Source organism: Komagataeibacter sp. FNDCF1 (assembly GCF_021295335.1).
In the GTDB taxonomy this organism is placed as follows: Bacteria; Pseudomonadota; Alphaproteobacteria; order Acetobacterales; family Acetobacteraceae; genus Komagataeibacter.
Genome location: NZ_JAIWOT010000001.1, coordinates 1340390 through 1353364 on the forward strand (window position 1 = coordinate 1340390; position 12975 = coordinate 1353364).

Sequence of the window (12975 nt, forward strand, 5' to 3'; positions counted from 1 at the left end):
GCCAAAACTGATAAACCGCGATGTCGCCCGGTAAAAAATCCAGATTCTACACGTTAGGAAGACGATAACATGAGACAATACGCAGTCTGCCTCCTTTGTGCGTCTGTCAGCCTTCTTCCTCTCCCCACCATGGCGCGTCCGGCACCCGCGGCACCCGCCGCCGCAAGCGCCGCAGCCCCCACCCTGCCCCCGCTTACGGAATCGGATTCCACCTTTGCCGAAAATGTTTCCGCGCTGAATACTTTCGAAATCAACATATCCAGCCTGGCGGCGGACCGGGCCAGGCGCCGCAAGGTGCAGGAATTCGCGCAGAATTCGGCCAAGATGAATACAACGAACCAGAAAACCCTGACCACACTGGCGCTCAGGCACGGGTTGGAACTGCACAAGGAGATGAGTCCCGACGAGGAGCAGATCGCAGCCCAGCTCAAGACGGAAAATGGCGCCAAATTCGACCGTGACTATCTGGACCTGCAGGCACAGGCGGCAAGCGATGCGCTGGCCATGTTCCAGAACCAGGCGGAATCCGCCAGCGACCCGGAACTGAAGGCCTACGCCTCCGCCACGGCGGATACACTGCAGGCGAACCTGAATGAAAGCCTGAAACTGGGCGCAAGCAAACCGACGCGCTGAATGCGTCCCTCCGCGTTTCCACCCACATACAGGCAGGAAGACCCATGGCCATTCGCATCGACCGGATCGTAACGCGCGGCGGCGACGGGGGGCAGACCTCGCTGGGGGATGGTGTGCGCGTGCCAAAGGACTGCGCGCGCATCGAAGCCCTTGGCGCGCTGGATGAGGCCAATGCCACCATCGGCCTGCTGCGCGGCGTCCTGCCACCGGGGCGCGATGCCACCTTCATCGCATGGGTTCAGGGGCTGCTGTTTGATATTGGCGGTGCCCTGTGCATGCCCGCAACACCGCCGCGCGCACTGCCCCACGCGGCGGCGGCGCTGGAAGCCATGGAGGGGGAAGTGGAACGCCTGCGCGCCGACATTCCGCCACTGCGCAGTTTCATCCTGCCCGGCGGCACGCCGGCGGCCAGTCACGCCCATGTCGCACGCACGGTCGTACGCCGCGCCGAACGCCGCGTGGCCACACTGGCGCAGGCGGAGGAAATCGGCACGGACATTCCCGCGTGCATGAATCGCCTGTCGGATTACCTGTTCGTGCTGGGCCGGCATCTCAACGACAACGGGGCCGGTGACCTGACATGGACCCCGGCCACGCCCCCGCCATCCGCCTGCGGGTGATGTCCCGCTTCAGCCTGTCGCCAGGCTGTCCAGGTGCGCGCAGGCCAGTTCCGCCAGTACGTCCTGCGCGGCATTGACGTCTAGAGCCATGACCACTTCTTCCTCCATATCCGGTTCCTCCAGCGTGGCGAACTGGCTGTCGAGCATGGCGACGGGCATGAAGTGGCCGGTGCGCTGCCGCAGGCGCGGGGCAATGTCCTCCCGGCTGCCCCTGAGGTAGACAAAGCATACATTCGGGCTGCCACCAGCAATACGCTCGCGGTATCTGCGCCTGAGCGACGAACACGTCACGATGCCGCACTGCCCCGCTTCCGCCCATGTCGCGATCTGTGCCGCGATACGGTCGAGCCATGGGGCACGGTCCTCATCGGTAAGCGGGATGCCATTGCTCATGCGGGCGATGTTGTTGGGGGTATGCAGGTCATCGCCCTCGATCACGGGCCAGCCCATGCGTTCGCCCATAAGCTGGGCCAGCGTGCTCTTGCCGCAGCCCGATACCCCCATGACGACCAGCACGTCCGGCCGCCCCGCCGGGCCGAGCCTGCGCGAGAGGGAAACCATCGAAACCGCCTTCTGACCCATGTCATACATTCCGTATTCTGCCAGATATTATGGAGAAACCCGTGTCGTCCCCTAATCTGGACCCGATGCCACCATGAACGCAAGTGACCGGCCAGACAGAGCGCATGCAATATGAAATAACAGAACAGGGCATTATGATGCGTTCAACAGGGCCATGAAGGAAGTGAAATAAATTATATTTGCACGGCCTGTTCCCGGAAAGTCCCTGAAATATTTTTTACTTCAGTTTCATCAAAACATGACAGAATCATATAATACTGGTTATATTCTTATTTATTGCGCTTGCGTTGTGCAGGCATATCGCCTTATATACCCATGCAAGCATTAAAAAACAGCACCGTTAGCATGTTGCTCGTAGGAATAAATTCCTCAAAGTCGATTTTAGCTACGGTCCTTCTGGTGCGCCAAGTTATCGAGAGTTCAGCTGTGTCATCTTATAATGATTTTCTTTCCCTCCCGAAAGAAGAAGACCAGAACACACCACGTGAAGAAGTAAATGAAACCGCCTTCCGTCAGGCGCTGGAACGGCTGGGCAAGGGCAAACCCGCCCCGGCGCGCAGCGCGGGTGGCGGCAACGCCAAGTCCCGGCCGCAACGCCCTGCCCGCCAGGTCGAGACCGTCCAGCGCCGCCGCAAATTCGTGCAGGATGGTGATGTGCGGGTCGAGCATCAGTCCCTCAGCCCCGGGCGTACCACGCCACGCGCCATGCACGCCCAGCAGGAAGACCGGAGCGAGACCGAACAGCTGCGCCACAAGGTCCAGTTCGAGCAGAAGCTGCGCGAGCAGTCCGAACTGCGCCTGGCGGAAGCACAGGCACAGATCCGCTCCCTGACCACCCGCATCGGCCATGCGGACGTGATCGCGGCGGAACACAAGAACAGTCTGGCCGCGAAAGAGGCGGACATGCAGGCCCTGCGCGCGGAACTGTATGCCCTGCGTGAGGAAAACACCCATCTGCGTGAGGAACTGAACCGCCAGAAGGCCCGGCAGCGCACGACGGATTCCCGTCCCGTCGCCACAAAGGCCGCCCCGCCCCCTGCATCCGACAGCGTGGCGGAAGAAGCCGAACCCGAACCCGTCAAGTGGTGGCTGCGCTAGACATCGGCCTGCCCGCCCCATGCCTTCCGCTGATCCGCCGCGTAATGCAGCCGCACGCCAACGCCAGATCGGGCTTGTCATCGTGGCGACATGCACCAGTGCAAGCCTGGCCATACTGGTGCTGCTGCCGCTGGTAAGCGGTCTGGTCAACCTGCTGCGTGACATACTGGGCGTACTGATCCTGCCCTTTTCATTCATGTTCGGGCTGGGAGGGGAGCAGGGAGAATCTCCCGCACTGCTGCGCCTGCTGTCCGATATGGGACTGCAGACCCAGCTGCATCCGCTACGGCTGGGTGCCGCGGCCATCCTGGAACTGTTGGCCGTTTTCCTGTTTGTCATAGCCGAACGGCTGGGCGGGCGCGCAGGCTACATGGCGGCCTTTACCGCCACCGCCGGGGCAATCGGCCTGTCGGGCCTGCCGCTGGCCATGCCGCTGCTGCCCGCCATCGTGACGGAGGGAGTTTTCCTGTTCTGCCCCCCCTCGCCCGATCCGGAATAGGGCGTTTTCAGCCCGGGTTCAGCGCAGCCCGTCCACAAAGCGTGCCAGACGGGCGCAGGCTTCCTTCAGCACATCATCACTGGTGGCATAGGACAGGCGCAGATATGGCCCCTGCCCGAAGGCCGAGCCATGCACCACCGCCACCTTCTGCTCGTTCAGCAGGGCAATGGCGAAGTCCTCGTCCGTTTTCAGGGTCTGGCCTCCTTCCGTCACCCGACCCATGCACCCGGCAATACCGGGATAGGCATAGAACGCCCCGTGTGGCATGGCGCAGGTCACCCCCGGTATGGCCCGCAGCGTCGAGACCATCATCTCCCGCCTGCGCGCATAGACCGCGCACATATGGGCGATGACATCCGGCGGCCCGTCCAGCGCCGCCGCCGCCGCCGCCTGCGCGATGGAGCAGATGCCCGATGTCGCACTGCCCTGTATGGCGGTCATGGCCCGGATCAGCGCCTCGGGGCCACCCACGTAGCCCACGCGCCAGCCGGTCATGGCATAGGCTTTCGATACGCCATTCAGGGTCAGGATACGGTGCCGGAGATCAGGCGCCACCGCGGCAAGCGAGACATGGTGCTGGCCATCATACACCAGGTGCTCGTATATCTCGTCGGACAGTACATGCACGTGCGGGTGGCGGCGCAGCACCTCGGCCACGGCCTCCAGGTCCGTGCGCCCCATCGTGCCGCCGGTGGGATTGTTGGGAAAATTGAGCACAAGCCACTTGGTGCGTGACGTAATGGCAGCTTCCAGCGCCCCTGCCGTCAGCCGGAAGTCATCGGCCTCATGACAGTCGGCATAGACGGGCGTGCCGCCAAACAGCTGTACGATCAGCGGGTAGCTGACCCAGTATGGCCGGGGAATGACCACTTCATCCCCCGGCTGCACGGTGGCCATGAAGGCATTGAAGATGACCTGCTTGCCGCCATTGGACACCATGATTTCCGCCGGGGCGTATTCCAGCGCGTTCTCACGCGCGAACTTGCGCGCGATGGCGGCCTTGAGCGCGGGCGTGCCATCGACCGGGGGGTATTTTGTCTGCCCCTCCAGCGCCGCGCGGTGGGCAGCCTCGATCACGGCCGGAGGGGTGGCAAAATCCGGCTCCCCCAATGCCAGGGAGAGCACTTTTTCCCCCTGCGCCCGCATGGCACGCGCGCGCTGCGCCATCGCGATGGTGGCAGGAACCGCCAGACGTTCCATCCGCTGTGCAAAAAACGGCGGGCATGTATGCTGATCCATGGCCATGTCCGTCCCCCTCAACGCAGGCCGGCACAGAAGCGCTGGATGCGCAGGCATGCCTCCTTCAGGCTGTCGGTATCGGTCGCGTAGGAAATGCGGAAGTGACCGGCGAACATGAACGCGCTGCCATGCACGGCGGCAACGCCTTCCTCATCCAGCAGGGCGGTCACGAATGCTTCATCGGTATCGATCAGCGTGCCACCGGCACTGGTCCTGCCCAGACAGGCGACCATGGAGGGGAAGACGTAGAACGCCCCCTCCGGCACCGGGCAATGCAGGCCGGGCGTCTCGTTCAGCATCGCCACCACAAGGTCGCGCCGCGCCTGATAGGTGGCGACCATGGTGCCGATGAAATCCTGCGGGCCGGTCAGCGCCGCAAGTGCCGCCGCCTGGCTGATCGAGCCGGGGCCGGAGGTGGACTGGCTCTGCAGCTTGTTCATGGCCCGTGTCATCTGCACGGGGGCGGCGGAATAGCCGATGCGCCAGCCGGTCATGGCATAGGCCTTGGACACGCCATTCATGGTCACGGTCCGGTCACGCAGGCGCGGCTCGACCTCCACCACCGTGGGGGCGCGGAAGCCGTCATAGACCAGCTTGTTATAGATGTCGTCCGTCAGGATCCATATATCGGGGTGGCGGAGCAGCACATCGCACAGGCCACGCATTTCCGCTTCCGAATAGGCCGCGCCGGTGGGATTGTTGGGGGAGTTGAGCAGCAGCCACTTGGTACGCGGCGTAATGGCGGCTTCCAGTTCGGCGGGCTGGAGCTTGAAGCCGTTTTCCACGCTGCACGGCACGATGACGGGCGTGCCTTCGGCCAGCGCCACGATATCGGGATACGACACCCAGCACGGCGCGGGAATGATCGCCTCATCCCCCGGATTGATGGTGGCGACCATGGCGTTATAGATGATCTGCTTGCCACCGTTGGAGACGATCACCTCATCCCATGTGTAGTCCAGCCCGCTATCGGTGCGGAAGCGTTCGGCAATGGCGCGGCGCAGCGCGGGGGTGCCCGCCACATCGGTATATTTGGTCTCACCCGCCTCGATGGCGCGGATCGCGGCCTGCTTGATCGTATCTGGCGTATCGAAATCCGGCTCCCCGGCGGAAAGACTGATAATGTCCTTTCCTGCCGCCTTGAGTGCACGCGCCTTGGTTGAGATTGCGATCGTCTGGCTGGGGCTGATACGGTCCAGGCGGGCGGCGGTAAGATCCATGGTATCAAGATCCATCAACAGTGGAAAACGCCCGGCACGCTGCCGGGAACGGGCACGCAGCCTAGAGCGATCCCACGCCGGAGGGAACAGCGGATATGTGATCGGCCGCCATTGCAGCGCGCCACACCTGCGCCGGCGTCATGCCCGCGTCCCGCATGGCGCGGATGGACACCGCGCCATCGCGCTTGGCCAGCCGCCTGCCCGTGCCATCGCATAGCAGCGCATGGTGGCTGTAGCGCGGCACGGGCCAGCCCATGATGTGCTGCAGCAGCCGGTGCAGCGCGGTCGCGGGCCGCAGGTCCACCCCCCGTGTCACAAGGGTTACGCCCTGTACCGCATCATCATGGGTGACACACAGGTGATAGGACGCCGCCACATCCTTGCGCGCCAGCACCACATCTCCGAATGCCGCGGGATCACAGGGCTGCGGGCCGTGACCCGCTTCATCCCATGCCAGGGTGCGTGCGCCGGGCAGTTCCAGCGCGCGCGCCATGTCCAGGCGCAGCGCGTGCGGCGTGCCTGCCGCCAGCAGGGCCGCGCGGCGTCCGGGATCCATATGGCGGCACGTGCCCGGATAGACCATGGTACCATCCGGCGCATGGTGCGGGGCAGCGGCGGACTCCGTGATGTCACGGCGGGTGCAGAAGCATGGATAGAGCAGTCCCCGCGCATCCAGGCTGTCCAGCACGCGGCGGTAGTCATCCATGTGACGTGACTGCTGGCGTACGGGTCGGGGCCATGACAGGCCAAGCCATTCCAGGTCGGCATACAGGTCGATGATGAATCCGGGCCGGCAGCGCACGGTGTCAATGTCCTCGACGCGCAGCACGAACGTTCCCCCCGACTCCGCAGCCGCCCGCCAGCCATGCAGGGCGGATGCGACATGGCCAAGATGCAGGTGCCCCGTGGGGCTGGGCGCGAAACGGGTGATTTCTTTCATTATCAAACCAAATCAACGGGCTGGAGAAAAATTGTTCCCGTTTCCTGTTTTTTTGGGCCTGCTGGACGTTAACGGGTGGCCAGCCCCCATGGGTTGCCACGGCGTATGCGGTCTGCAATAGATTCAACAGTTACCTGACGACGACGCACATCACAGGCGCTCGCTTCGGAACAGAGTACGCCTGAGCAGTGTGCGGCGGCATTCGGAAAGGAATGCGTCTGTGCCTTGTGACAGTCAATACTTGCCTACCCTGGTCCTGAATGCCGATTTCAGGCCGCTCTCCTATTTCCCGCTTTCCCTGTGGTCATGGCAGGATGCGGTCCGTGCCGTATGGCTGGACCGGGTATCGGTGCTGAGTGAATACGACACCGTTGTCCACTCCCCCAGCCACACCCTGCGCCTGCCCAGCGTGATCGCGCTGAAAGACTACATTCCCGCAGCCCGCAAGCCCGCCTTCACCCGGTTCAACGTCTTCCTGCGGGACAATTTTTCCTGCCAGTACTGCACAACCCGCTTCCCCACGCAGGAACTGACGTTCGACCACGTCATCCCGCGCAGCAAGGGCGGGCGGACAAGCTGGGAAAATGTCGTGACCGCCTGCAGCCCGTGCAACCTGATCAAGGGATCCTACATGCCGCATGAGATCCGCATGTATCCCGACCGGCCGCCCACACGCCCCAACAGCCGCAGGCTGCAGGAAAATGGCCGCGCCTTTCCGCCCAACTACCTGCATGAAAGCTGGCGCGACTATCTGTACTGGGACACCGAACTGGAAAACTGACCCTGTCCGGCCACGGGGCCGGGGGCCGGACACGTTATTTTGTGTAGCTGTAGCCGTATTCGTCCGCCATCTTCTGCAGGTCGGGCGCACCACGCAGGTTGAGCGGCAGCGGCACGGCCTTCTTCTTCTTTGAACCGAAGATGAAGTTATGGTCACTCATGCGCTGGCATGTATTGGCGGCGATGGGAAAACTGAGCTGCATGGTCGTGCCCATCTGCTCACGCAGGCATTTCACATCACTCTCGAACGGCTTGCGCCCGATTTCGGCCGTGCAGCCACCCAGAACCACCAGGCCGCAGACCAGCAGCCCCAGCCGGGCAGGCAGTTTTTCCACGATTTTGAGCTTCATTTCGACCCCGTAGCTTACGCGCCGCGACACTGCCACGAAAGTGCGCATTGCGATAGAGGACAAGAAGCTACTTGCGCCCTGCCGCGTCTTGGGCGCATGGGTGGCTTACGCACAGAGCACGCCCAAGGCCCGAACATGACGGGAAGGCCTGTCCGGCAAGAAGATTACGGTAATCATGCCATCAGGTATTATCTGGGTGCATAGGTGATATTACCGTGAATAAGGTGACAGACGCCCCTTATATTGTCACCCTCTGTCATTATTCTGAATTTTTTTAAATCGCACGTGATATATAAAAATTATAAATGCATTGCCGGTCCGGCTGTCATTTTGCCGCCAGATTGCCTAATGCATATCGCGCGTTGTTTCCGTCCCCCATCGATGCCTGAGGTAAAAGAATGAGATTACTGGCCGTCCATCCAAGCTCGCTCATGTACACGAAGGTCTTCCTGCGTCTTGAACCGCTGGGGCTGGAACTGGTTGCCGGTGCGGCGCGCAACAAGGGACATGAGGTGGAAATCATCGACCTGCAGGTCGAGAAGCATCCTGATTACTGGGAGCGCATCGAACGCTTCCGCCCGCATGCCATCTGTTTTTCGGGCAACTACCTGGCCAATGTTCCCGAGATCATCGACCTGTGCAAGGAAACCCGCAGGCGCCTGCCCAACGTCTTCCTGTTCATGGGCGGGCATTCCATCTCGTTCATTGCGCGCGACGTGCTGGCGCTGTCCGAAGGGGCGGTGAACTGCGTGCTCAAGGGCGAGGGCGATGCGACCGTGGGCCCGCTGCTGGAAGCGTGGGAGCAGGGCCGCGACCTGACCACCGTACCCGGCGTCGTCACCATGGATGGCGAAGGGCCGCCGCCGATCTTTGTCGAATCCCTTGACGAAGTACGTCCCGCGCGCGACCTGCTGCGCCATCGCCGCAAATACTTCATCGGCACGCTCGACCCCGCCGCCTCCATCGAGTTTGCGCGTGGCTGCCCTTGGGACTGTACGTTCTGCAGTGCATGGACCTTTTATGGCCGCTCCTACCGTACCGCCAGCGCCAAGGTGATTGGCGAGGAACTGCAGGAGATCAAGGAGCCCGGCATCTTCATTGTCGATGACGTGGCCTTCGTGCATGCCGAGCATGGCATGGCCATTGCCGAGGAAGTCAAGCGCCGCAACATCCAGAAGGAATACTACCTTGAAACCCGCGCGGACGTGCTGCTGCGCAACAAGGAAGTCTTCGCGGTCTGGAAAGAGATTGGGCTGAGCTACATCTTCATCGGGCTGGAAGCGGTGGATGCCGAGGGGCTGAAGCGCTTCCGCAAGCGCGTGTCGATGGACCGCAACTTCGAGGCACTGGAATACGCCCGCTCGCTTGACCTGATCGTGGCCATCAACCTGATTGCCGATCCATCATGGGACCGGGAACGTTTCGAGGTCATCCGCCAGTGGTGCCTGGAAATCCCGGACATCGTGAACATTTCCGTCACCACGCCCTATCCCGGCACGGAAATCTGGGAAAGCGAGTCCCGCAAGCTGACCACGCGCGATTACCGCCTGTTCGACATCCAGCATGCGGTAATGCCCACCACCCTGCCGCTGCGTGAGTTCTATGAAGAACTGGTCAAGACCCAGCAGATCCTGAACAACAAGCATCTGGGCTGGAGTGCTATCAAGGACACGCTGGGCATTGCCCTGCGCCTGGCGCTGCGGGGGCAGACCAACTTCCTGACCATGATCTGGAAGTTCAATTCCGTCTTCAATCCCGACCTGCAGATGGCCGACCATGCCCAGAAGCCGGAATACGAAATGCCGCTCAAGCCGCAGGGCAGCGAGCAGAAGGTTGACCGCAAGACGCTGTATGTCCACGGCCCCGCCGGCCGCAAGTCGCGCAAGCTGGATGACGATACCGAAAAGTTCGTGGATGAAACCCGCATGAGCACGGTCGACTGACCTACGCGGCTCCCCAATCCGGAAAAGGCCGGTTGCCTGTGCAACCGGCCTTTTTTGTGCCCTGCGGATTCATCCCTGCCGGACCCTGCTGCCCTGTAGGGCCCTGTCGAATCGTGGGGCGGGAGGGCGGCATGGTGGCCATGGCACATTCATTTTCATGCGGAACTGATTGCGGGGTATTATATCAGGATTGATAATTCCGACACTGCATCATGCCCCCACCACACGGCCCGCACCCCGTATCCTGCGGCGAATGCATGATGCCATCATTCCCCTGCTGCGTTATAAACAGGACAGTCTTCAATCACAGGTAGACAGCCAGCGGGCTGCAACAGGCAAAGGATGGCCAGAGCATGGAAAAATTGACACTGAACATAAGCGGCATGACGTGTGACGGCTGCGTGTCCAAGGTGGTTCAGGCGCTGGAAAACGTGAACGGCGTTGCCATGGTCCAGGTCTCGCTGGAGCGCGGCAGTGCAACCGTGACCTATGATGGCCGTTCCACCAATCCCGATGATCTGTTCGCCGCCGTGGACGACGCGGGCTTCGACGCCGGGTACTGACCCCGGCGCGCCACCCTGCCGCCGTTACGCGGCAGGCAGGGCGGCGGCCGCCTTGCGTATGGCCTGCGCCATGGCTTCCACCCCGTTGCCCCGGTTGGTGGACAACGCCTGCACAAGACCCAGGTCACGCAGGAACTGCGGGTCGGTGGCCAGTATTTCCTCACGGCTGCGGCCGGAATAGACCCGCAGCAGAAGGGCCACCAGCCCGGACACGATGGCCGCATCCGATGCCCCGGCCAGATACAGCCTGTCATCACGTGGCTGGACTTCCATCCAGACCTGGCTCTGGCATCCGGGCACGCGATGGGCATCATCCTGCCATTCCGGCGGAAACGGCGGCAGCTTGCGCCCCAGTTCGATAATGTACTGGTAGCGCTGCATCCAGTCATCGAACAGGGCCAGTTCGTCGCCAATTTCGGCTATGGCATCGGCGGCGGAATCGTCCTCGGGCTTTACGAAGGGGTCAGTCATCATCTTTCCTGTAACGAACGCCCTGGCCCGCTGCCGGGGCCAGAACACTGGACTGCAATGCAAAAGGCCGCGCCCAACATGACGCGGCCCCCGCTGGTTCCTGCCTGCTTCCCTACAGGATAAAGCGGCTCAGATCACCCCTGCTGGCAAGTGGCGCCACTTTCTCCTGCACGTCGTCAACATCGATCACCACACTCTGGCCACTACGGTCAGGCGCGGTGAAGGAGACAGATTCAAGCAGGCGCTCCAGCACGGTGGCCAGTCGCCGCGCGCCGATATTCTCGACGCGTTCATTGATATCCGCCGCCAGTTCCGCCAGCGCGTCGACCGCGGCATCGGTAAAGGACAGGCTGACCTTTTCCGTGCCCAGCAGGGCGACATACTGCTGGAGCAGCGAATGCTCCGGCTCGGTCAGGATACGGCGCAGGTCTTCGCGTGTCAGCGACGCCAGTTCCACGCGGATGGGCAGCCGCCCCTGCAGTTCGGGCAGCAGGTCGGACGGTTTGGCGATATGGAACGCACCGGATGCGATGAACAGGATATGATCCGTGCGCACTGGTCCATATTTGGTGGAAACGGTCGTCCCCTCGATCAGCGGCAGCAGGTCGCGCTGCACCCCTTCGCGGGAGACGTCGCCCCCGCCGCCACGCGATCCGCCTTCGGACGCACGGGCGCAGACCTTGTCGATCTCGTCGAGAAACACGATGCCATGGTCCTGCGCATGGGCCACGGCTTCGCGCGTCAGGGCTTCGGTATCGAGCATCTTGTCCGCTTCCTGCCGGATCAGGGCGGCGCGGGCCTCGGCCACCGTCATGCGCTTCTGCTGCGGCATGCGGTTCATGAATCCCTTCATCATGTCCGAAAAATTGATCACCGCACCCGGTGTCATGCTGGACATGTCAGGCTGGGCGGGACTGCCGCCCTCGGCAATCGAGATCTCGACCTCCTTGCCCTCAAGCTCGCCCGCGCGCAGCATGCGACGGAATTTGTTGCGCGTCTCGGACGATGCGCCCTCGCCCACCAGCGCATCGAGCAGGATGCTCTCGGCAGCCCCTTCCGCCCTGACCTCCACATCCTTGCGCCGCAATTCGCGCAGCATGTTGATCGAGACCTCGACCAGATCGCGCACGATGCTTTCCACATCGCGGCCGACATAGCCCACTTCGGTAAACTTGGTGGCCTCGACCTTCAGGAACGGGGCCTGCGCCAGCTTCGCCAGACGACGGGCGATCTCGGTCTTGCCGCAGCCCGTCGGCCCGATCATGAGGATGTTCTTGGGCACCACTTCCTCACGCATCGCATCCGTAAGCTGGGCGCGACGCCAGCGGTTGCGCAGGGCAATGGCGACCGCGCGCTTGGCATCGGTCTGGCCGATGATGTAGCGGTCGAGCTCCGACACGATCTCCCGCGGGGAATGGTTGGGTATGTCCATCACGCGACCTCCCCTTTCGCATCCGCGCCCAGTGTTTCCACAATGACGGAATGGTTGGTGTAGACACAGATATCACCCGCGATCTTCATGGAGCGGCGGGCGATATCGACCGCCGGCAGCCCGTCTACCCCCAGCAGCGCACGCGCGGCGGACAGCGCATAGTTGCCGCCCGACCCGATGGCGATGATGCCGTCCTCGGGCTCCAGCACGTCGCCATTGCCGGTCAGGGTGAAGGAACGCTCCGCATCGGCCACGGCCATCATTGCTTCCAGCCGGCGCAGGTAGCGGTCCGTGCGCCAGTCCTTGGCCAGTTCCACGCAGGCACGTTCCAGCTGGTTGGGATAGCGTTCCAGCTTGTTTTCCAGCCGCTCCAGCAGGGTGAAGGCATCGGCCGTGGCACCGGCGAAACCGGCCAGTATCTGCCCCGTCGGCCCGATGCGGCGTACCTTGCGGGCATTGCCCTTGATCACGGTGGCGCCCAGCGTCACCTGCCCGTCGCCTGCCATGGCCACCTGGCCGCCACGCCGCACACAGAGAATGGTGGTGCCATGCCACCCGACCGGGTCATGGGGGAAGGAATGATAATCTTGCATGATGATAGAGAT

Annotated in this window: 15 protein-coding genes; 7 read left to right on the top strand and 8 right to left on the bottom strand. The window is 62.6% G+C overall.

Features of this window, described 5'->3' with window-relative positions:
* The first annotated feature begins 69 nt into the window (after positions 1-69).
* Positions 70-633 carry a DUF4142 domain-containing protein gene (locus LDL32_RS06375; RefSeq protein ID WP_370636650.1) on the top strand — a complete coding sequence of 188 codons (564 nt, stop codon included), beginning with the start codon at positions 70-72 and terminating at the stop codon, positions 631-633.
* Positions 634-677: 44 nt separating this feature from the next.
* Positions 678-1253, top strand: a complete 576-nt coding sequence (locus LDL32_RS06380; protein ID WP_233065291.1) for a cob(I)yrinic acid a,c-diamide adenosyltransferase — start codon at positions 678-680, stop codon at positions 1251-1253.
* Positions 1254-1262: 9 nt separating this feature from the next.
* Here the strand turns inward: LDL32_RS06380 and LDL32_RS06385 are convergent, their stop codons facing one another.
* Entirely contained in the window at positions 1263-1844 is a 582-nt protein-coding gene (locus LDL32_RS06385; protein WP_233065293.1) for a gluconokinase, read from the bottom strand.
* Between the two features lie 417 nt (positions 1845-2261).
* On the opposite strand from LDL32_RS06385, the gene LDL32_RS06390 reads away from it, so the two are divergent.
* Together LDL32_RS06390 and LDL32_RS06395 are read left to right on the top strand one after the other, a co-directional pair.
* Positions 2262-2933 (top strand): hypothetical protein, encoded by a 672-nt coding sequence (locus LDL32_RS06390; RefSeq protein WP_233065295.1) that lies wholly within the window; start codon positions 2262-2264, stop codon positions 2931-2933.
* A gap of 19 nt (positions 2934-2952) precedes the next feature.
* Positions 2953-3432 carry a hypothetical protein gene (locus LDL32_RS06395; RefSeq protein ID WP_233065297.1) on the top strand — a complete coding sequence of 160 codons (480 nt, stop codon included), beginning with the start codon at positions 2953-2955 and terminating at the stop codon, positions 3430-3432.
* 18 nt (positions 3433-3450) lie between these two features.
* On the opposite strand, the gene LDL32_RS06400 is transcribed toward LDL32_RS06395, so the two are convergent.
* The 3 genes from LDL32_RS06400 to gluQRS form a co-directional block, all read right to left on the bottom strand.
* A complete protein-coding gene (locus tag LDL32_RS06400; protein ID WP_233065298.1) occupies positions 3451-4671 on the bottom strand; it encodes a pyridoxal phosphate-dependent aminotransferase in 1221 nt (406 codons plus the stop codon).
* A 17-nt stretch (positions 4672-4688) separates the two neighbouring features.
* Positions 4689-5891, bottom strand: coding sequence for a pyridoxal phosphate-dependent aminotransferase (locus LDL32_RS06405; RefSeq protein ID WP_233065301.1), 1203 nt, complete (start codon positions 5889-5891; stop codon positions 4689-4691).
* Between the two features lie 61 nt (positions 5892-5952).
* The gene (gene gluQRS / locus LDL32_RS06410) at positions 5953-6831 is read right to left on the bottom strand and encodes a tRNA glutamyl-Q(34) synthetase GluQRS (RefSeq protein WP_233065303.1); all 879 of its coding nucleotides are present in this window, start codon (positions 6829-6831) and stop codon (positions 5953-5955) included.
* 220 nt (positions 6832-7051) lie between these two features.
* On the opposite strand from gluQRS, the gene LDL32_RS06415 reads away from it, so the two are divergent.
* On the top strand, positions 7052-7612 hold the full coding sequence (locus LDL32_RS06415; RefSeq protein ID WP_233065305.1) for an HNH endonuclease: 561 nt from the start codon (positions 7052-7054) through the stop codon (positions 7610-7612).
* Positions 7613-7646: 34 nt separating this feature from the next.
* On the opposite strand, the gene LDL32_RS06420 is transcribed toward LDL32_RS06415, so the two are convergent.
* Positions 7647-7961 (bottom strand): hypothetical protein, encoded by a 315-nt coding sequence (locus LDL32_RS06420; protein ID WP_233068742.1) that lies wholly within the window; start codon positions 7959-7961, stop codon positions 7647-7649.
* 398 nt (positions 7962-8359) lie between these two features.
* On the opposite strand from LDL32_RS06420, the gene hpnR reads away from it, so the two are divergent.
* Positions 8360-9904 carry a hopanoid C-3 methylase HpnR gene (hpnR, locus tag LDL32_RS06425; protein ID WP_233065307.1) on the top strand — a complete coding sequence of 515 codons (1545 nt, stop codon included), beginning with the start codon at positions 8360-8362 and terminating at the stop codon, positions 9902-9904.
* 353 nt (positions 9905-10257) lie between these two features.
* Positions 10258-10467, top strand: coding sequence for a heavy-metal-associated domain-containing protein (locus LDL32_RS06430; RefSeq protein WP_233065309.1), 210 nt, complete (start codon positions 10258-10260; stop codon positions 10465-10467).
* 24 nt (positions 10468-10491) lie between these two features.
* On the opposite strand, the gene LDL32_RS06435 is transcribed toward LDL32_RS06430, so the two are convergent.
* From LDL32_RS06435 to hslV, 3 genes are all read right to left on the bottom strand, one after another.
* Positions 10492-10938 carry a SufE family protein gene (locus LDL32_RS06435; protein ID WP_233065311.1) on the bottom strand — a complete coding sequence of 149 codons (447 nt, stop codon included), beginning with the start codon at positions 10936-10938 and terminating at the stop codon, positions 10492-10494.
* Between the two features lie 112 nt (positions 10939-11050).
* Positions 11051-12370 carry an ATP-dependent protease ATPase subunit HslU gene (hslU, locus tag LDL32_RS06440; protein ID WP_233065313.1) on the bottom strand — a complete coding sequence of 440 codons (1320 nt, stop codon included), beginning with the start codon at positions 12368-12370 and terminating at the stop codon, positions 11051-11053.
* Positions 12370-12963 carry an ATP-dependent protease subunit HslV gene (gene hslV, locus LDL32_RS06445; protein ID WP_233065314.1) on the bottom strand — a complete coding sequence of 198 codons (594 nt, stop codon included), beginning with the start codon at positions 12961-12963 and terminating at the stop codon, positions 12370-12372. The genes hslU and hslV overlap by 1 nt, the downstream gene beginning before the upstream one ends.
* Positions 12964-12975 lie beyond the last annotated feature (12 nt).